At 60.4% G+C, this 17,976-nt stretch carries 17 protein-coding genes, 1 tRNA gene and 2 pseudogenes; 5 read left to right on the top strand and 15 right to left on the bottom strand.

What is annotated here, in order from left to right:
* Window positions 1–136 precede the first annotated feature (136 nt).
* The 3 genes and pseudogenes from ACWTU8_RS01895 to ACWTU8_RS01885 form a co-directional block, all read right to left on the bottom strand.
* Entirely contained in the window at window positions 137–907 is a 771-nt protein-coding gene (locus ACWTU8_RS01895; protein ID WP_455846810.1) for an SDR family oxidoreductase, read from the bottom strand.
* Window positions 908–1,243: 336 nt separating this feature from the next.
* Window positions 1,244–1,339, bottom strand: a pseudogene (locus ACWTU8_RS01890) (NmrA family transcriptional regulator); the annotation flags it as partial.
* Between the two features lie 60 nt (window positions 1,340–1,399).
* The gene (locus ACWTU8_RS01885; protein ID WP_455846809.1) at window positions 1,400–2,185 is read right to left on the bottom strand and encodes an alpha/beta fold hydrolase; all 786 of its coding nucleotides are present in this window, start codon (window positions 2,183–2,185) and stop codon (window positions 1,400–1,402) included.
* A 761-nt stretch (window positions 2,186–2,946) separates the two neighbouring features.
* On the opposite strand from ACWTU8_RS01885, the gene ACWTU8_RS01880 reads away from it, so the two are divergent.
* The 3 genes from ACWTU8_RS01880 (at window position 2,947) to ACWTU8_RS01870 (ending at window position 4,250) form a co-directional block, all read left to right on the top strand.
* Window positions 2,947–3,387 carry a sensor histidine kinase gene (locus tag ACWTU8_RS01880; protein ID WP_455846808.1) on the top strand — a complete coding sequence of 147 codons (441 nt, stop codon included), beginning with the start codon at window positions 2,947–2,949 and terminating at the stop codon, window positions 3,385–3,387.
* Between the two features lie 93 nt (window positions 3,388–3,480).
* A complete protein-coding gene (locus ACWTU8_RS01875; RefSeq protein ID WP_455846807.1) occupies window positions 3,481–3,762 on the top strand; it encodes a GNAT family N-acetyltransferase in 282 nt (93 codons plus the stop codon).
* A 44-nt stretch (window positions 3,763–3,806) separates the two neighbouring features.
* Complete coding sequence (locus ACWTU8_RS01870; protein ID WP_455846806.1) at window positions 3,807–4,250, top strand: DUF1810 domain-containing protein; 444 nt, start codon at window positions 3,807–3,809, stop codon at window positions 4,248–4,250.
* An 86-nt stretch (window positions 4,251–4,336) separates the two neighbouring features.
* On the opposite strand, the gene ACWTU8_RS01865 is transcribed toward ACWTU8_RS01870, so the two are convergent.
* The 6 genes from ACWTU8_RS01865 to ACWTU8_RS01840 form a co-directional block, all read right to left on the bottom strand.
* Complete coding sequence (locus ACWTU8_RS01865; protein WP_455846805.1) at window positions 4,337–4,633, bottom strand: pirin-like C-terminal cupin domain-containing protein; 297 nt, start codon at window positions 4,631–4,633, stop codon at window positions 4,337–4,339.
* The gene (locus ACWTU8_RS01860; RefSeq protein WP_455846804.1) at window positions 4,572–5,228 is read right to left on the bottom strand and encodes a pirin family protein; all 657 of its coding nucleotides are present in this window, start codon (window positions 5,226–5,228) and stop codon (window positions 4,572–4,574) included. Before ACWTU8_RS01860 ends, ACWTU8_RS01865 begins: the two co-directional genes overlap by 62 nt.
* A gap of 2 nt (window positions 5,229–5,230) precedes the next feature.
* Window positions 5,231–6,736: a mechanosensitive ion channel family protein gene (locus ACWTU8_RS01855; protein WP_455846803.1), complete on the bottom strand. Its 1,506-nt coding sequence runs from the start codon at window positions 6,734–6,736 to the stop codon at window positions 5,231–5,233.
* A gap of 113 nt (window positions 6,737–6,849) precedes the next feature.
* On the bottom strand, window positions 6,850–8,103 hold the full coding sequence (locus tag ACWTU8_RS01850) for a cytochrome b (RefSeq protein WP_455846802.1): 1,254 nt from the start codon (window positions 8,101–8,103) through the stop codon (window positions 6,850–6,852).
* 697 nt (window positions 8,104–8,800) lie between these two features.
* Window positions 8,801–9,025 (bottom strand): (2Fe-2S)-binding protein, encoded by a 225-nt coding sequence (locus ACWTU8_RS01845; RefSeq protein WP_455846801.1) that lies wholly within the window; start codon window positions 9,023–9,025, stop codon window positions 8,801–8,803.
* Between the two features lie 52 nt (window positions 9,026–9,077).
* Window positions 9,078–10,037 (bottom strand): MBL fold metallo-hydrolase, encoded by a 960-nt coding sequence (locus ACWTU8_RS01840; RefSeq protein ID WP_455846800.1) that lies wholly within the window; start codon window positions 10,035–10,037, stop codon window positions 9,078–9,080.
* A 1,815-nt stretch (window positions 10,038–11,852) separates the two neighbouring features.
* Between ACWTU8_RS01840 and ACWTU8_RS01835 the strand changes: the two genes are divergently transcribed.
* Both ACWTU8_RS01835 and ACWTU8_RS01830 read left to right on the top strand, forming a co-directional pair.
* Entirely contained in the window at window positions 11,853–14,066 is a 2,214-nt protein-coding gene (locus ACWTU8_RS01835) for a mechanosensitive ion channel family protein (protein ID WP_455846799.1), read from the top strand.
* A gap of 183 nt (window positions 14,067–14,249) precedes the next feature.
* Window positions 14,250–14,582 (top strand): annotated as a pseudogene (locus ACWTU8_RS01830) (helix-turn-helix domain-containing protein); the annotation flags it as partial.
* A gap of 120 nt (window positions 14,583–14,702) precedes the next feature.
* Here the strand turns inward: ACWTU8_RS01830 and ACWTU8_RS01825 are convergent.
* The 6 genes from ACWTU8_RS01825 to ACWTU8_RS01800 all read right to left on the bottom strand — a co-directional run bounded on the left by ACWTU8_RS01825 (window position 14,703) and on the right by ACWTU8_RS01800 (window position 17,913).
* Window positions 14,703–15,314, bottom strand: coding sequence for a 3'-5' exonuclease (locus tag ACWTU8_RS01825; RefSeq protein WP_455846798.1), 612 nt, complete (start codon window positions 15,312–15,314; stop codon window positions 14,703–14,705).
* Entirely contained in the window at window positions 15,311–15,709 is a 399-nt protein-coding gene (locus tag ACWTU8_RS01820; protein WP_455846797.1) for a hypothetical protein, read from the bottom strand. The genes ACWTU8_RS01825 and ACWTU8_RS01820 overlap by 4 nt, the downstream gene beginning before the upstream one ends.
* A complete protein-coding gene (locus tag ACWTU8_RS01815) occupies window positions 15,709–16,605 on the bottom strand; it encodes an AAA family ATPase (protein ID WP_455846796.1) in 897 nt (298 codons plus the stop codon). Before ACWTU8_RS01815 ends, ACWTU8_RS01820 begins: the two co-directional genes overlap by 1 nt.
* Window positions 16,602–17,102 carry an HORMA-1 domain-containing protein gene (locus ACWTU8_RS01810; RefSeq protein ID WP_455846795.1) on the bottom strand — a complete coding sequence of 167 codons (501 nt, stop codon included), beginning with the start codon at window positions 17,100–17,102 and terminating at the stop codon, window positions 16,602–16,604. Before ACWTU8_RS01810 ends, ACWTU8_RS01815 begins: the two co-directional genes overlap by 4 nt.
* A gap of 1 nt (window position 17,103) precedes the next feature.
* Window positions 17,104–17,871, bottom strand: coding sequence for a CBASS oligonucleotide cyclase (locus ACWTU8_RS01805; RefSeq protein ID WP_455846794.1), 768 nt, complete (start codon window positions 17,869–17,871; stop codon window positions 17,104–17,106).
* Window positions 17,838–17,913 (bottom strand) — tRNA-Ile (locus tag ACWTU8_RS01800). Before ACWTU8_RS01800 ends, ACWTU8_RS01805 begins: the two co-directional genes overlap by 34 nt.
* Between the last annotated feature and the right edge of the window lie 63 nt (window positions 17,914–17,976).

Raw genomic sequence — 17,976 nt, 5'->3', positions numbered from 1 at the left:
GCGCATATTTGGGCAGGCCGGTTGCAATGCCGGCGGCCGCTGCGCCGAGGAGGAGGGCTCGGCGACTTGCCTGAGGCGCAAAGGGCAGCTTGTGGTCCATCGTCGTTTCCCTTGCGGTTGTCTTCAGATGCCGCCGTTACGCCGCAACACCGCTTCGCCGAGACGGGGCGTGGTCGAACCAGTCTTCGAATGGCGTCGAACCGATGCGGGCGCCCGCGCCCGGGACAAGCGAGCGGTCGTCTAGCTCAGTCCCGAAATAGAGCGCATGAGGATCACCGATCACCTTCCTGGGATCGTTGGCGAGCTGCAGAAAACGCACGACCAGTTCGTTCATGCGGAAGGGCTCGGGGCCGCCGATCTCCATCACGCCGTTAATCGGCTGGGAGAGCGCCACGTCAGCCATCACCTCTGCAACATCGTCTGCGGCGATGGGCTGGAAGTAGGCCGACGATACCGAGACCGTGTCGCCGACGGTTGCCGACTGCACAATGCCGCCAAGGAACTCGAAGAACTGGGTCGAGTGAACGATCGTGTAGGGAATTCCCGACTCCCTGATCAGCTTCTCCTGAGCCATCTTGGCGCGCAGGTAGCCGCTGCGGGGCAGGCGCTCCGCCCCGACTACCGAGAGCGCAATGTGATGCTTCACGCCGGCGGCCTTCTCCGCCGCGAGCAGGTTCTTTCCGGCTGTTTCGAAGAACTCGAGAACGGCCTTGTCCTCGAACGACGGCGAATTGGCGAGGTCGATGACAACCTCCGCCCCGGCAAGAGCCTTATCCAATCCTTCACCGGTGAAGGTGTTGACGCCGCCACTTGGCGACGCCGCCAACACGTCGTGGCCCTTCACGCTCAGCCTTGCGACGGTCTTGGAGCCGATAAGTCCGGTGCCACCGATGATTACGATTTTCATGTCATTCTCCTGTTCTGACTTCGAAAAAATCTACTGGGAACAACGCCGGCGGCTCTAACCGTGCCGGCCCTGAATTCCTTGATGAGAGCGACCCGCGTCCGCGACTCGCTCGACCGCCAGCAGAAGGGCTTGGCTCAAGCGACACTGTCTTCGCAGCCGTCCCTCGCTTGCCCCGACCCCACGACCTCCGAGGCGCTGCCGTAGTAGCCCAAGCCAAAGATATCGGCCGCGCCATAGGTGGCGCAGGACGGAGGCGGTGTTCTCGAGGAATTCCCGAAGAGGTCTGCCAGCGTGGCCGGGATCATGAGGTGCCGCTGTTGTGAGGGCACGACGTTGCGGCGACGCCGCCACGACGTCGTGCCCCTGTTGACGCAACCTCTCGACAGTCGCTAACCGGATGTACCGAGTGCCGCCAATGACCACGATTTTCATGTCGATGTCTCCTTGGGCTTGCACTTGTTGAATGCAGCCGGCGCGAGGCGGCCGGTTTCGTCACTGCGCCGATGCGGCTTCCTCTATGAGCAAGGCGATCGCTTCTGGACGCGAGACCATCAGCGCGTGCGACCCGCCCTCGATGACGATGGTCTTCACCGAATGCGCGCGCTCGGCCATGAACTTCATGACCGCCGGCGGGATATTCCGATCCGCCGAGCCGTAGATCGCGTAGGATGGAATTGTCTTCCAAGAAGGCGCGCCGGAGGGTTCTGCCAGGGCGGCGTCAGCCACCGGGCGCTGTGTCGCCGCCATCAGGCTGGCCTGCGCTGCCGGCACATCGGCCGCGAACTGCACGTGAAACTTTTCCGGCTGGATGTAGAGGTCCTGTCCTCCATCCGGCCGCGCCACCGGCAGGAGCGCCTCGCCAAGCGTGCTGCCTGGGAACTTCCCCGAAAGCGTGAGACTGGACTCGCCTTTGTCCGGGGCGAATCCGGCCACATAGACCAGCGCTTTCACATTGTTCTTCCCGTTAGCTGCCTCGGTGATGACCGGCCCGCCGTAAGAATGGCCTACCAGGACGACCGGTCCGCCGATGGATCCGATGACGGCCGATACGGCGGCCGCATCGCTTGCAACGCCGCGAAGTGGGTTGGCCGCAGCGATGGTCCGGAAACCGTCCCTGTTGAGCTCGGCGATGACGCCGTTCCAGCTCGACGATTCAGCAAAGGCCCCGTGCACCAGCACGATCGTCGGTTTTGCCTGATAGTCCGCGGCCTGCGTCGTCGCGCTGTCCGACACGCAACATGCGTAAACAAGGGCCAGAGCTCTGATGATCTTGTGCACGTGTCTTCTCCTGTGCGGCGGGTCGTCCGATACCGAGAAGAATGCGCCCACTTGGCGCGCGAAAATATTCGACGGACGGCTCGGTCAGGCGATCCGAAAGTCTAGGACGATGCACCCGGGGGAGTGGCAGCTGTAGCCGGTGGTCGGCGCACGGGTAGATTCCCGGCATCGATCGAATGCATCGCCGGCCGCGCCGACCTTCCCAGGCAGCGCGCCCAAGCTTGGCAGGGAGTGCGCGGCCGACTGGCGTCGGCTGTCAGTGTCTCCCTTCACCGGTCTCAATAAGTGCCATGGCGATCAATCCGGCGAAAACTGCAGCGAGACATATACCGCCGTATGGCTCGCCCTCGTCCTCCATCCAATCGACCCGAAAATGCTCGTCAATATAGTGTCCTCACACGACCGGATTGCCAGGGGTCGACCGAACAAAAGAGGGCATGAAAATGTCAGGCGCGGAAACAAGATCAGGCACGGCCGACAATCATGTCTTTGACCGGACTACTGATGTTCCCCTGTCCGACCCGCCGGCAGAGCAGTCGACGGCCGGCATTGTTCATGATCTGGGCAATCTTATTCAGGTCGCTTCATCTGCATTGAATCGGGTCGCCCGCGACCCGAGCGTCTCGACGGCTCCAGCTCTCGACCCCGTAATCGCCAGCGCCAGGACCGCCTTGCAGCAAGCCGCCGCGCTCGTCAGGGAGACGGTCGGCCGGGCCGCGGCAAGTCATCGAGCGCCGGAACATGCAAGCGTGGGCGCCTGCTTGGCCGAGGTCGAAAACCTTGTCCGAAGCGCATGGGAGACGAACGTTCGTCTCGAAGTTCGCGTTGGGCGCGATCTACCCGCTGCGAAATGCGATCCGCTGGGTTTGCAGAACGCGGTCTTGAATCTCGTATTCAACGCGCGCGACGCGATGCCGGACGGCGGGTTGATCTCGATAAACGCCGCCGCGGTCGTTCAGGATCCTGGCACTGTCGTCGAGCTCCGTATCGAAGACAGTGGAATCGGAATGACGCGGGAGACCGTGCTCCGCGCCTTCGATCTCTTTTTCACCACCAAGGGAACGGGCCTGGGCGGCGTCGGCCTGCCGATGGTAAAGCATTTTGCCGAGCGCCACGGCGGGCGCGTCGATATCGAAAGCGCCTTCGGCTCGGGCACGACAGTGATATTGCGCCTGCCCGCCATGGAGGCCCGGCAGGATTAACTGCAAGCCAATAGGGTGCCGGCTCACAGCGCCCAGTCATTCATGCCTGCAACCGCCCTCTGCAGACAGACGCGGCACAGTCGAGGATCTAAAATGAACGCGAAGGTCACGGAAAATACGCAACAACATCGTTTCGAGCTGCCTATTGCAGACGGAGCAATCGCTGCGGCCTACTATCGTCTCGAGAACGGACGGGTTGTTCTGATCCACACCGAGGTTCCTTCAGAGTTTTCCGGACAGGGGATCGCATCGCAGTTGGCGCATGGCACGTTTGAGCTGCTCCGAAAGACCGGTCGCAAGGCGATCCCGAAATGTCCGTTCATGGGCCAGTTCCTCGTCAAGAACCCGCAATATTCAGACGTTCTCGCCGGATGATCGTGAGCGGAGTTGTTGCTTCGGCAAAGATCGGGTGAGCCGCCATGGATGACGAATACAACCTGCAAAGATTCGTCCACGCACAGGAACCGGTTTACGAAGATGCTATCGGCATCCTGCGTCGGGGAATGATGTGTACTCCCTACATGGAGTTCATGTTCCCCAGGCTGGCCCCCAGCGGAAGCGGGGCCGCGCTTGAGGCTTACGCGATCGGATCGCTCGACGAGGCGAACGCCTATATCTCCTCGCCGCTGCTGGGCGGTCGTTATCGCGAATGCGTCAGCACGCTGCAGAGGCTTATCAACTGCAGCGCCAGCACCGTCTTCGGCGATATCGACGCCGGCAAACTGCACGCGTCGCTGACGCTGTTCTCGGAAGCCAGTTACGACGAGTTCCTGCTCGAGACCATGTTCGACGTCTGGTTCGACGGTCTGCTCGACGAAGACACCATGACCAGGATTCGCTCGATGCAGCGGCAAGTCGCTTAGCTGGCCAAGCACAGAGTTTCCGCCGTCAAGAACCGCGCCTGCGGTCGCATGCTGCCAGGCAGATCAGGGCAAGCGATTTGCCCTGGTCAATCCTCCGGCAGAGGAGTGAATTCCTCCTCCTCCGGCACTTCCGGGAAACGGCGTTCACGCCAATCGGTCTTGGCCTGCTCGATGCGCTCGGTTGAGGAGGATACGAAGTTCCAATAGACGTGCCGCGGTTCGGAAAAGGGCTCGCCTCCCAACAGCATCAGTCGTGTTGAATGAAAGGCCGGCGCCTTGAGCACGATCTCGGCGCCTGGTTCCAGCAATATCAGTTCGGCTTCACGGAACGAGCCCGGCCGGCCGACCATCTCGACCTCGCCGGCGACGACATAGACCGCCATGATGTTCGGGCTTAACCTGGTATCGTGCGCCGCTGGTCAGCACGATTTCGGTGAACACCATGTCGGAGAAGGTTCTTACCGGCGAGACCAAACCGTCCGAGGCTCCGGCGATCAAGGTGAATTCGACGCTTCTGGCACACGTCCTCGGTATCTCCGGCTCACTGTAATGGGCAAAATCGGCGGCGGCTTCCTCATCCCTGCAAGGAAGGGCAACCCAGGCCTGAATGCCGAAAAAATTGCTGCCGGACGCTCGAGCCTCCGGCGGCGTCCGCTCGGAATGGACGATCCCCGAACCGGCCGTCATCCAGCTGACTTCACCGGGACGGAGCGCCTGCACCGTACCGAGACTGTCCCGGTGGACGATCTCCCCATCGACCAGGCAGGTCATGGCCGCCAATCCGATATGGGGATGCGGTCCCACGTCCAAACCCTGGCCCGTATTGAACACGGCTGGCCCCATCTGGTCGAAGAGGACAAAGGGGCCGACCATTCGCCCATACCTGGAGGGCAATACGCGCCGTACCTTGAAACCGCTCACAGGTTCACTGGACACCGGCAAAACGATATCGGTGACGCCGGTTTGTCGGATGCTCATGGCTACCTCCCTTCTTGTACGCCCGGTCTGCCGGCGCCCGAAACGCGCCGGAACGGTACTGGGTGAAAGATCGTCTGCATGGCCTTGAGCAGCGCGAATTTCGAATCCGTGTGCTCTTGTCCGGTGCGGCTACCGCCGAGGGACATCCTGGCTGAGAGGACGGCCGCAAGATCTTCGGCCATTTCGGGGCGGTCGAGCAGCAGGGGCGCGAAGCTTTGCTGGTCAATCTCGTAGACCACGACGTGGCTCATTGCGCGCAAGGTCGAGGTCTCGCCAATGCCCGCGAGCAGACCCGTCTCTCCGAAAAAGTCGCCGGGAGCGAGGTGGCCAATCTCCTGCGGATGGGCGTCATCTTCGCCGCGCTCTCGGACAATGATGCCCGTCCGAACAATCATCAGGGAGGGCAGCATCTCTCCCTGTTGTGCTATGATGTCGCCCTTGCGATAGGTGCGCACCGTAACCGTTGCCGCGAGGGCTTCTTTTTCGTTGTCCGTCAACGCCGAGAATACTGGTATGGCATTTATAAGCTTGATCGGCGTGACTTCTGGGAGATTTGCCGTCTCTTCGTTCGGCAAGTCATTCATGAGAATCGAAGAGGAGGGTGGCGTTGCCAGTCGCAAACCCGCGGACTTGGAATGACGGTAGACAAGATCGAAGATTTCGTTCGTCGCTGGAATTCGCTGGCCAACATTTGCTACGCGAAAAAACAGATCGACCTCAATCGCTGTCGCATCCAGACCTTTGATAGCGACCACTGGTGGCGGCTCCTTCAGTATTATGTTGCTGCTTTGTAGGGCCGCGTTCATGACGTCCGCGACGATGGCCGGCATCTTGGTCGGGGTTAATCTTATCGTGACGGACAGCCCATGGCTCTCCTCAGGGCTGCTGACATTGGTCAGTCCGAGCTTTGCGAGAAAGCTGTTCGGCAGTGCCACGACGTTGTGGGCCAAGGTGAGCAGGTGGGTTGATCGCCAGTTGGTCTCGACAACGCGGCCTTCGGTGCCGTCGCTCAGAACGATCCAATCCCCAAGCACATACGGACGACCGAGGTTGAGCGCGATGCCCGAAAAGACGTCGCTCAGCGTATTCTGGAGCGCCAGTCCGAGTATGATTGCAAAGACGCCCGAGGTGGCGACCAGCGTTCCGATCGGCGCGCCGAAGACGAAAGCAAGGATCGACAGCAGCATCCCAACGTAGACGACGCCGACGACGAGGTCCTGCAGAAGGCGCGCCTCCCGTGGCTTCCGTTCGAACACGAGATAGATACGGACAAACCCGATCAGCGCCCAGGCGAGGTGGACCCACCACAGTACCTTGGCCGAACCGACGAGGATTGCGCTAGCGGTTGTCTCGTTGCCCCGTGTCGGCTCGTAGGGGACCACAGTTCCGTCAAGAAGCAGGATCGACATGGTAAAGAAGAATGCTATCTGGACAATCAGCCTGGTGGTGGAGAGCCGCCGCGGAATGACGTGCCAGACAACTATGCCGACGAGACCGACGAGCACCATGTAGAGATGGGGAGCATTCCACCAGCTCATGACCGGATCCGAATCCATGAAATCCTCACACTATCCTTGCCTCTGAGCGAGAGCACAGCATCGGGACAAGCGATCGTTCGCTGTTATTCCTGACTTTTCTCCTGGATCGCTTCGGATATCGAGTTCGGCAGCCGCCGCGGCGTCTCGATCACACTCAGCAGCGGCATGACGACGAGAAAGAACCCGAAGTAACAAAGGGTCGATACCTGCATGGCGGGGATATACCAGCCTTCTGCCGGCTTGGACCCCAGCCAGCCAAGGAAGAGGCCGTTGATGACAAACAGCCAGAAGAACCGCCTGTACCAGGGCCGGTAGACGGCCGAGCGCACCTTCGACGTATCGAGCCACGGCACGAAGAACAGCACGCCGATGGCGCCGAACATGGCGAGCACGCCGCCGAGCTTCGAGTCGATTGGCCCGATGTTGAAGGTGACGGCACGCAGGATCGCGTAGAAGGGCAGGAAGTACCATTCGGGCACGATATGAGCCGGCGTCTTCAGCGGGTCGGCAGCGGTGTAGTTGTCGGGATGCCCGAGATAGTTCGGCACGTAGAAAACGAAATAGGCGAAGAAGATCACGAATACCACTGCCCCGAATATGTCCTTGATGGTGGCGTGCGGCGTGAAGTCCACGACATCGGTCTCCGACTTCACGTCTATACCCGCCGGATTGGTCTGGCCGGCGACGTGAAGCGCCCAGATGTGCAAAATCACCACGCCGGTCAGCATGAATGGCAGCAGGTAATGCAGCGCAAAGAAGCGGTTGAGGGTTGGATTGTCGACCGCGAAGCCGCCGAGCAGCAGTTGCTGCACCCAGTCCCCGACCAGCGGGATGGCGCTGAAGAAGCCGGTGATGACGGTCGCGCCCCAGAAGCTCATCTGCCCCCATGGCAGCACATAGCCCATGAACGCCGTCGCCATCATCAACAGAAGGTTGGTGCAGCCGAGAACCCACAGCAGTTCGCGCGGCGCCTTGTAGGAGCCGTAATAGAGGCCGCGGGAGATGTGGACGTAGACCGCGATGAAAAAGAACGACGCGCCGTTTGAATGCAAGTAGCGCAGGAGCCAGCCGGAATTCACGTCGCGCATGATCTTGTCGACGGAATTGAAGGCCAGCGTCGTGTCGGCTGCGTAGTGCATGGCCAGCACCACGCCGGTAACGATCTGCCCCGCCAAGATCATCGAGAGGATGCCGCCGAACGAATAGGCGTAGTTCAGGTTGCGCGGGACTGGATAGACGATGAACTGATCATGCACCAAGCGCGGCACCGGCAAGCGGGCGTCGAACCAGCGTCCGACCCCGGTCTTGGGAACATAGGCTGAATGTCCACCGCTCATCGCATTGGCTCTGGGTCTCGAATTGCCGGTATCGACATCGGCCGGCCCTTGCCCGGCCGTCCTTCAGCGGGTTCACTCGCCGTCGCGAGGATTCGTCGGCGAGACTCTGATCCAGTTGCGAGAGTAGATCGGCCGGACCGTCGCGCGAGCAAACGCGCTACCGCCCTTAATCGGCTGCGCCGCCGTGTCCACCGCTCGGAGCCTCTGGAGGGTTTGCAGCATCTTCGAAAGAACGAATCCAGCGTCATTCCGATGCTCCTTGGTCGAGTTGTGGAGGACCCAAACATGCCAGCCTTTCCAGTGTACGAACTATCGTGCCGAGGACGCGTGCGCCCGATACGTTGGTCTATGAGCTCCTGATTGAAAGGCTGCGCCGGGCGGTAAAGGCACAACCGCGCCTTCACGATTCGCGAAGCGCGCATGCGCCTGGGGGCGGACCGGTCGGCGTCCGGCCCCCAGGGCGGCGCGACCGCTCGTCGCCAACTACTGCGCCTCTTCCATGAATATTGACCGTGCCTCGTCGGCAACGACCAATCGCCCGAGGCCAAACGAATGCCGTGTGAGCACGGCATCCTTCAGGTGCCCGAGGTTCGCGAGTTGTCGACGCCATTTTACCGCAAGAGGCAGGGACGGCTGCCGGCGAAGTACTCCGACGTTGGCAAGTTGGTCGATGAACCCATGAAGGGGCGGCAAGGGGTCAGTACTCCAGAAGACCGGTGGCGGACGAATCAGGGTTACTGGATGCCGGACGGGCGCTGCCGCGCGCCTCGTCAATGATGCGGCGGATAGTACGCGCGCAACGGCCGCACTGGGCGCTACAGCCGAGAGAGCCATAGACCTGGCGGATCGAGCACGTCCGCTCCGCCTTGACGGCGGAGCGGACATCCTGATCGCTCAACACATTGCACGAGCAGACGATCATGGCGCAATAAGTCTCGACGGTGACCTGGTAGGGCTCTGACCCGACAAGCGGGTCAGTAGTCCCAGACAGCCGGCACGCAACGAAAGACATCACCGTCCACCGCCACATGGCAGATAGACGGGAACGGCAGGTGAGTGGCCACCAGCGGCTCTCGTGTCGCCGCCAGCTCCCGCAAAAGATTGATGCGGACGCGGGCCGCCTCCTCGGGATCGTGTTCGAAGCCGTTGTGCCAGTCGGGTTGGTCGAACCCGACCTGGAACACGGCGTCGCCGGCGAAGGTCAGCCGGTTGCCGCCGGACGCCAGGCGGACCACGCTGTGCCCGGGGGTGTGGCCGCCAGTGAGCGTGACGACCACCCCCGGCGCCACCTCGTGCTCCGTCTCAAACGGCCGCAATTGGCTGCGGTACTCGTTCACGAACCGCTTGGCCGCCCGCCGAAGCGCATCCGGGAACCCCGTTGGCATGGAGGCGCGGGAGAAATCGGGCGACTCCCAGAACTTGAGTTCGGCGGCCGCGACGTGAATCCGCAGATCCGGACGCAGCCGGTCCTTCACCCCGTCGATGAGCAGCCCGCCGATATGGTCCATGTGCATATGGGTCAGCACCACGTCGGTCACGGATGCGAGATCGATGCCGGCGGCCTCCAGTCGCGAGACTAACCGCCCGGCCCTCGGCAAGTGCAAGTCCGGGTCCATCCCCAGCCCGGCGTCCACGAGTATGGTCCGGCCGCCGCTGCGTACGACGACCACGTTCAGCGGCCACTCGAGCACGTCCGGCGGCAGGAACATGTCGTCCAGCCAGGCCGCCCGGACGGCCGGGTCGACGTTGTATGCCATAACCGGGGCTGGTATCGGCAGCACTCCATCGCTGACCACCAGCACGTCGATGTCGCCGACCTGCAGCGCGTAGCGCGACGGAACCAATTCGGGCTCCGGTCTACCGTTGCTGTGCTTGGCGTTCAGGCTGTCGGCGCAGTGCTGGATCGAGGGGTGTGAAATGTTGTCCAGGGTCATGTTTGTCTCCTGCTGACCACGGCCGTATCGGCCACCTCCGCCGCTGGCGCCCGTGGATTTGGCATGAGCCTCCATGGACCGCCACCTAGCGTCTACGGAGGAAAGTTGCGCCGCTTCGGCCTGCGCCACCATCGGACGGAAGCACCGGTCAGGGGATGCGAAAGTCTATGGCAGACCCGTTGCGAGCATGGGTGATATCCCGCGAACGTCGGAAGACGCCGCTTTGAGCAGCGAGCAACGGCTGTGCCTCTTGCCTGTTGGCAGTACACCCAGCGCGTAGGATCAGGATCAATCCTATACTCCGGTCTCAGTCGTCCACAGCCTTGATGCAGTCGACTGCACGCGCACCCTCAACATAGCGCTCTCCCCATGTCTCTGGTCTTCACGCTGGTCGACCGAGCAAATGAGGAACACGGGCATGTCGCGCACCGACAGACAGTCCAGCACGACTAATGATGGCGCAACGCAATGGACGTATTGGTCGAGAGTCCGCGGTGCGTCATTGTCGAACGGATCTGGTCAGCCTTAACGGCGGCGCCATGGCGATGGAGCAAGGATGCGTTACCCCATTGCTGCCGGTGTGGCGGCAACTGTTTCGATACTGCCGAAGATTGAAAGAAGGGCTTCAAGGGCGCGAAAACGACCTGGTCACCTTTGCACATCGGAAGACTCTGTATAGACCGTCCTAGCCGGTATGCGCGCCGGCACGGCTGCTTTGCCGGGTTTGCAAGACCGAGAATCACGGTCGTATATATCGTCGAGCATCAGTATATCTAGCGCGTGCTTCGCCGCGGCAATCGGACATGCAGCTACCGTGCCCGCCGGCGGTGGGAAGCCGCCAAGGACATTGCGGCGCGCCTAAAGAGGGCAGCCGCACTGCACCTCGTAGCCCGCAAGCGCATTGGCATTCAAGTGATGATTTTTAAGATCGTCTGATAGGTCTACTCTACTTCACGAAGTGGGTGGTGTGGCCGGTTGTCGGCCCGTGGGCGCGGCGAGCGAGAACTTTACCACCGACCAACATATGGCGAATCGTCATGGAAGGTGACTCCCTAGCGGCTCGATCCGCAGATGAACGAATGGCCGCTTTCGGGACTACTGAAATCCGCGTGAATGGCGCAATTGCGGCGCGAAACAGCCATACTCGTGCTGAAGACGAAGGTCGGCATCAAACCTGCCTATTCGTACGTCGTTGCCGCCGATCACCGCACGCACCGCACAGAGGTCTCCCGACGCCAGAATTCTTACGTAGGAGTGCGTCCAGTGCCTCGACGAGCAGGAGAAATTGACGGACAAAGGCCCAACCAGTTTTACTGGAACGGGATCTCCCACATCTACTTGTGAGAAGTAGATAAGCCATTGACATTTAATATTTTGGTTGGCCCGGAGGATATATTAAGACTGATGATTTCGTTGTGTTTTTTCGTGGTCCGAAATCGAAAGCTCTTCCGCGACAATAAGTATCGATGAAGACGCGCCCTTTCGTTTAGGAAGGCCGGCCATCGCCGCCGATAGCTTTGTCCAGTTCACTGCCACGAAGACGATTTCGGCGTAGAACGGCTGGAGGCCTGGGCCGAGGTCGGAATGGCCTGCCCCCGGCGGCTAAATAAACGCCGCCAAGTACTCGGCGCAAACTCGGAACGATGACGTCTTGCACCGCAACATCGGTTTCTTCAAGGTAGGGCAACAACGGACATAGATGTCGTTGCTTGCCGATTTGACCGGAAGGTTAACAGCACGATGCCACTCATGATTCGACGATTGGGAGCCAGGAACCTGGCGCGCCTGGCACGACGTCTCGGAGATCTGACGGCGATGTTCGTCCTGATTGCCAGGCCGCTCGTCTTTGGGATCGCCCTCTTGTTGGCCGGTCCGGCTCAGGCGCAGGCGCCGGCGACCGTCCCGCCTGAAAGGGTCAAACAGCTATTCGACCTTCTCGACGATCCGTCGGTGAAGGCTTGGGTGGCCGAACAACGAAATCAGGACGCCGGGTCAACCGGAGCGCCTGCCGAGGCAGGAGCTTCGCCGACCGACACATCGTCCGACGCCGTGGCCGCACCAGGCCAGATGAATACGATGGCATCCTCGACGCTCGATCGGATCAGGCATCATATCGGAACAATCGTGCAAACTTTGCCCCTGCTGCCAGGCCAGTTCGCGCACGTTCGGGCAAAGACCATGGAGGATATGTCCAGCAAGGGGTCTGCTGGCGTATTCATGCTGATTGCGATGTTCATCGCAGCCGGTCTGGCGCTCACTTGGGCAATCTACAAGTTCACCCGTCCATTTCGTCTTTGGATTATCGCGCAACCGAAGGATACGCCCATTGGGCGAGCCAAGAAGATTGGTGGTCGCGCGCTTTATTCCAGCATGCTGATCGTCTCGTTCGCATTGGGCAGCGCCGGCGCGTTCATGTTGTTCGACTGGCCAATGCTTATCCGCGAGATTGTACTGACATTTCTGATGGCGGCAGTCGTTACATGGGGTGTGCGCATGTACGTCATAGCCATGCTCGTCCCTTCCTTCATGAACGTCGAGAACGCCGTTGAGGTTCGTGGTTTGCCGATCACCAACGAAGCGGCTGACCATTGGTCCTATTGGCTACCCCGGATCGTCGGCGTCTTCGCCTTCTTCGGCGCCGCGTTTATCCTCTTGCCGGGTCTCGGCATCGATCAGGACGGAATGATGGTCCTGTCACTGGGCGCCGATTTCGTACTGCTGTTGATCTTTCTGCTTGCCGTTTGGCGTCGGCCAAGAACGCAGCGAGACGATGCGCACCATACGGGGGCGACATGGTTATTGACTGCTTATCTCGTCGCTCTGTTCCTGCAGCGCATCGCCGGCCTTTATGTATTCTTCTGGTTTACCTTCGCCGCATTCTTCCTGCCTTTGGCAATCGTGCTGACGCAGCGCGGGGTTAATTTCGTCCTGCGGCCGGGTTCGGAAGATTTCGGCCGGCCTACGATCCCGGCGGTGACGATCGCTGTCGTCGATCGGGGAATCCGGATGATTTTGATCCTGGCGGCGGCTTACTTTCTCGCACGTATCTGGGGCCTGAACATGCAATCCATGCGGGACAGCGATACGACGACGTTAATATTGCGCGGCTTGATCAATGTCGTGGTCATTGCCCTCGCAGCCGATTTCGGCTGGTCGATCGTCAAGGCTTTGATCGAGCGAAAGCTGGGCATCGAAATACCGCACGCGGTGATCGGCGAAGAGGACGTCCCGACCCTCGATCCGCAGCAGGCGCGGCTGCACACTCTCTTGCCTATCATCCAAAACATTCTGCTCGCATTGATCATCGTGATGGCGGTGCTGATGATGCTCGCCTCGATGGGTATCCAGATCGGCCCGCTGATCGCCGGCGCTGGCGTCGTTGGTGTCGCTGTAGGATTTGGGGCACAAACCATAGTCAAGGACGTCATTTCAGGCGTGTTTTTTCTGCTCGACGATGCGTTTCGTGTCGGCGAATATATTTCCTCGGGCAATTACAAGGGTACCGTGGAAAGCTTTTCGCTGCGCTCGGTGAAGCTGCGCCACCATCGTGGTCCGCTGTTCACGATACCTTTCGGTGAACTCGGGGCAGTCCAGAACCAGAGCCGTGACTGGGTTATCGACAAATTCAACATCATCGTTGGTTATGACACCGATATCGACTTCGCTCGCAAGCTGATCAAGCGGATCGGCCTCGAACTGGCGGAAGATCCCGAGTTCAAACACTGGGTACTAGAACCAATCAAGATGCAGGGCGTACAGGAGTTCGGCGAGTACGGCATCGTATTGAGGGTCAAGGCCACAACCAGACCGGGAGGCGCCTTCGGTATGAAACGCAAATTCTATGTACGCCTCCGCCAAGTCTTCAAGGAGCAGGGCATCGAACTCCCATTTCCGACCGTCCAGGTCCAGGGGTCACAGAACCCACATGGGGCAGAGAATGCGCCGTTGGAGATCACACCCGAGTTAAAAATCGCCGTCGCGCAGTCGCACACCAATCGGCGCAGAAAAAAAGCTAGCACAACGGAGTAGGAAAGCTGTGATAATTGCCGGTCGCAGCGCGGCTTTCCGCGCATCGCCCGTGGCATGGCCTCTTACAACATGAATACAAGTGACAAGCTTTTCATATTCATAGCGCCCAGGCGCTGTTCTAATGCCGCAACGTTTGGGAAATCATCGCCCCTGCACGAGGTGGGCCTTTAGCAGTTCGCCTACATCAAGTTCCAAAGCCTGACCGAGCACTTCGACAGCGAGACCGCACACGGCCGGTTCGCGCTGCAAATGCACGGTGCTATGGCGGAATATTTCCTGGACCTGAATCGTGAGCGAACGATGGAAGGGCTGAAGGCCGCTCTCGCCCGCGGTCGCAAAGGTGGAAGAAAAACCAAGCTCACTGAAGATGATAAGAGAGTGGCAAAAGCCATGCTCGCGGCCGGAGACATCTCGGTAGCTGATATCGCTCGCCGCCTGGGAGTGAGCCGCGTCACCTTCTATCAATACTTCCCTCAGGCGCGGGCTCGATCAAAGGAGCTAGCGAAGCCGGTTTGAATTTTCCGCATCGACCTTACTCCAGCTTCCTGCCCTTTAGGGGATTCGGCTTTCGATTCGTGCGTGCCTGATGCGCTATTTTAGTCTGCGGTGCCGGAGGCCTCCGATCCGCCGTTCCCGCTAGTCGATGTCGTCGGTCTCTTCCGGAAGGCAATCAACCAATCTCTTCACCGTCCTGACTGACTGTTGTTTGATTAACCCGCTCACGAGCCTGAACAACTCGGCCTGATGCATGGCGTCGTGCAAGGCATGGTGATCTCCTGTCAAGCTTGGCTTCAATCGCTCCGCGATCTTACTTGATCGCGTATTGGCCCAACTGCAGCCAGTCACCCCCATATACATCGCTTTAATGTCGAGCGCGGTGAATCCGAACGGATTGCCGTCGCTGAAGCGATGAAAATAGTAGTTTACGAATGACCAATCGAACGGCGCGTTGAATCCCACGAACACCGGTGTTGAATCCCTGCCCGTCACGGAGGAGAGCCACCTTGCAAAAGCTTGCATTGCGTCAGGGGGTGCGAGCCCCGTCCGCGCCAGTTCGTCAAGAGAGAGTCCACTGACCTCCAAGGCATTGGGATCGAAGTTCCGGTTGATCGGCTTCAGCTCGCAGGCGAACGTCTTCTCCGGCTCGAAGATGGAGCAGGCGCCGATCGACAATAGGCTGAACTCGCCGGGGATCGGACCGGCGGTCTCCACATCGACCGAGACAAATACTTCGCGCTCGCCGCTCATGAGATCAGGGGCTCCGCTGGGACAAGGGAGGGGCGATTGCGGATCGCCTGCCAGTGCTCCCGGAAAGCCCGCCGCTTGTCCTCCACAGTCCCGCTCGTTTTCCAGTGGAGGCCCGAAAAGGTCGTGATGTCGAAAGGCAGACTCGCCCCTTCGCGCACCGTCACCATCGTCGGCAGCCCGCGGCCGAGGGCGTAGCCAAGTTCCAAGAAGCAGTTCGGCCGGGCGCCCGTGATGTCAGCGAGGACAACGTTGGCGCCGCGCTTGATCAGCTCTTTCACCAGCGCCTTGACCAACTCCCGTGCCGCCTCGACATCGGCTCCCGGCGCGATCATAACATCGTCCACTACGCTCCCCGAAATGTGGATGCGCCGGCCAAACAGAGGGGACCGCGGCATCACTTGTCCTCCATCACCGGCGAGCCATGAAGCGCCGCCGCGACCGACTTCAGATGTTCGAATCGCAACGGCTCCTGCGGATAGGCTTTTGCGAGCGCAGCAGGGTAAAGACGCGTGCGGATGTCCGAGTAGGTCCATGAGGGATGGCTGCCGCGCGTGCCGGTGGCTACCACGAGCTCGGAGATCTGCGTCGACGGGAGATTCAGACCGGCGAGGTCCATCTGAAAGAGTTGGCGGCGCTCTTCCTCCGACGGACGCTTGAACTCCTCGATGATCGCCGCCCGCCGGCGGAGCGCGGCGTCGAGCACCGAGAGCCGGTTGGTGCAGAGAATGACGACGATGCGGCCGCCATATTGCCGGAGATCGTCGACGCCCTGGATCAATGTGTTCACTGCCACTTTGTCCTCGTGATGGCTGTGGTCCTGCGCGCGGGAGGCGCCAAGGCTGTCGCCCTCGTCGATGATCAGGATGGCCCGCCGGCGCTTGCCGGCCGACTGGATCACCTTGCGAAAGGCTTCCGCGATCAGCGTTCCCATCTCGCCGACCATGCCGCTACCGCGCACCCGGTTCGAGAGCTTGAAGAGGATCGAATCCTCGCTCTTGGCCTCGGCCACGAGTTTGTTGGCGATGCATTCGGCCATCGCCGTCTTACCCGTCCCGACGTCGCCGTGAAAGATCACCAGCGGATACTGCTCGGCCACGAGATCGCAGATCGCCAGCCTACCGCCATGATGCTTGCGGTTCCATTCCCCGAGACCGCCAACATTGAGCAGAAGCCGGAGCTGGTCGTGAACGCGAGCGTAACGCGCCTGGAACCCCAACAGGGTTTTTTCCCGCCTAGCGAGAGCCTCACTGGGTAGCGGGGTTTCGCTATCAAAAATACTTGGCTGGCTCACGCTGCCCAATCCTTTCTCTGCATTCCATAGGCGTTGCTGGCATAGCTGCGGCCGCCTGAAGAGGTCAGGCTGGCATGGCTGGTGTCGTCATAGGAGGTGACCCAGCCAATCTTCAGCTTGCCCTTCGTCGCCTCGCGCGCCGCACTCGTATAGGCGTCGGTGTAGCTCAGGATGATGCGCAGATGCGCCCCTGGCACATTCTGCCAGAGAACACCGCCGGGGCGGCTCGCCGTCCAAGATCCTGCATCGGTATCGACATTGAAGCGCACGGCATTCTGCTCAACGCCGTTGCTCAGCAGCGTCACGTCGATCCAAGCGAGATAGCCGGCCTTGGCCAGCACCTCGATGTCATGGGCGTAGTCCGCCGCCTTTGCGGCGGTCCACGCGCCGGTGCTGTCGGCGATCATCGTGAGATCGGCCTTCACCCGGCGAACGACGTTTTCAATGTCGACGACAGTATAGGTAGCGGTGGCGCTGGCGGTTCTGGTCTGGCTCATCTCAGTCTTCCGTCTGGAAGCGAGGACCGAAGATTTCCTTCCAGACCTCCTTGTCGTTTTCAGCGGACGCGAAATTCGCGGTTTCCCAAGCTGCCTCCGCGGTCGCGACGATTTCCTTACGCTCGGCTTCCGAAATCCGGCTGGTCACGTTATTCAGGCTGAAGACCGGATCGAGGATGACCACGGGATCGGTGAAGGTCCCGAGCGGCGCCGTGTTCTCGGGAAAGCTGATCTGGTCTTTCAGACCAGACTGGGCGATGTAGAGCAGAAAATTCCGGAACCGCTGCTCGATGCTGCCGGAATTGCCCTGCTTGGCCTGCATGTGAGCCATGATTAGCTCGATCGCGAAGGATTTGAGCGGCTTGATCTCGGCGTGGTTGCGCCATTTTTTCGCCAAACGCACCAGCGTGCGGAAATCGCTGTCCTGATTCTTGCGATCCCTGACGAACTTGATCTGGCAAGGCGCGCAGGTCTGCACCTTTGACCCGTTATGAATGTCGAACTGCCACCCATATCCGGGCCGGTTCTCGTCCTCGATTACCGGGACGATATCGACGCTCAACCCGGTGCCGACGAAGGTCACGGTCGCGGCCTTGCGCTGGATCTCGAAATCATGGTGCGCACCTATGCCGTCACGGAAGGCTTCGCGAATCCCGTGTGCTAAAGACCCGGGCCCATAACGAGCCCAAAACGTTCCGGGCCAGCGACAATTTTTCTCAATGAAATCAAGAGTTATGGTGGGCCCGGAGGGACTCGAACCCCCAACCAAGCGGTTATGAGCCGCCGGCTCTAACCATTGAGCTACAGGCCCCACACGCGGCTGGATTAATGTTTTTCCCCGAATCGCACAAGGCTTTCCGAACTGGCTGGCCGA

The organism is Mesorhizobium sp. BHbdii (assembly GCF_053848045.1).
This window is presented reverse-complemented; position numbering and strand designations above follow the sequence as displayed.

Excerpts from the sequence above, each read along its gene's own strand:
- ACWTU8_RS01840 (WP_455846800.1), bottom strand. The coding sequence starts at position 10,037 with ATGACCCTGGACAACATTTCACACCCCTCGATCCAGCACTGCGCCGAC.
- ACWTU8_RS01870 (WP_455846806.1), top strand. The coding sequence starts at position 3,807 with ATGGATGACGAATACAACCTGCAAAGATTCGTCCACGCACAGGAACCG.
- ACWTU8_RS01810 (WP_455846795.1), bottom strand. The coding sequence starts at position 17,102 with ATGAGCCAGACCAGAACCGCCAGCGCCACCGCTACCTATACTGTCGTC.
- ACWTU8_RS01895 (WP_455846810.1), bottom strand. The coding sequence starts at position 907 with ATGAAAATCGTAATCATCGGTGGCACCGGACTTATCGGCTCCAAGACC.
- ACWTU8_RS01855 (WP_455846803.1), bottom strand. The coding sequence starts at position 6,736 with ATGGTGCTCGTCGGTCTCGTCGGCATAGTTGTCTGGCACGTCATTCCG.
- ACWTU8_RS01850 (WP_455846802.1), bottom strand. The coding sequence starts at position 8,103 with ATGAGCGGTGGACATTCAGCCTATGTTCCCAAGACCGGGGTCGGACGC.
- ACWTU8_RS01820 (WP_455846797.1), bottom strand. The coding sequence starts at position 15,709 with ATGCCGCGGTCCCCTCTGTTTGGCCGGCGCATCCACATTTCGGGGAGC.
- ACWTU8_RS01835 (WP_455846799.1), top strand. The coding sequence starts at position 11,853 with ATGTTCGTCCTGATTGCCAGGCCGCTCGTCTTTGGGATCGCCCTCTTG.
- ACWTU8_RS01860 (WP_455846804.1), bottom strand. The coding sequence starts at position 5,228 with ATGAGCATCCGACAAACCGGCGTCACCGATATCGTTTTGCCGGTGTCC.
- ACWTU8_RS01845 (WP_455846801.1), bottom strand. The coding sequence starts at position 9,025 with ATGATCGTCTGCTCGTGCAATGTGTTGAGCGATCAGGATGTCCGCTCC.
- ACWTU8_RS01875 (WP_455846807.1), top strand. The coding sequence starts at position 3,481 with ATGAACGCGAAGGTCACGGAAAATACGCAACAACATCGTTTCGAGCTG.
- ACWTU8_RS01825 (WP_455846798.1), bottom strand. The coding sequence starts at position 15,314 with ATGAGCGGCGAGCGCGAAGTATTTGTCTCGGTCGATGTGGAGACCGCC.
- ACWTU8_RS01865 (WP_455846805.1), bottom strand. The coding sequence starts at position 4,633 with ATGGCGGTCTATGTCGTCGCCGGCGAGGTCGAGATGGTCGGCCGGCCG.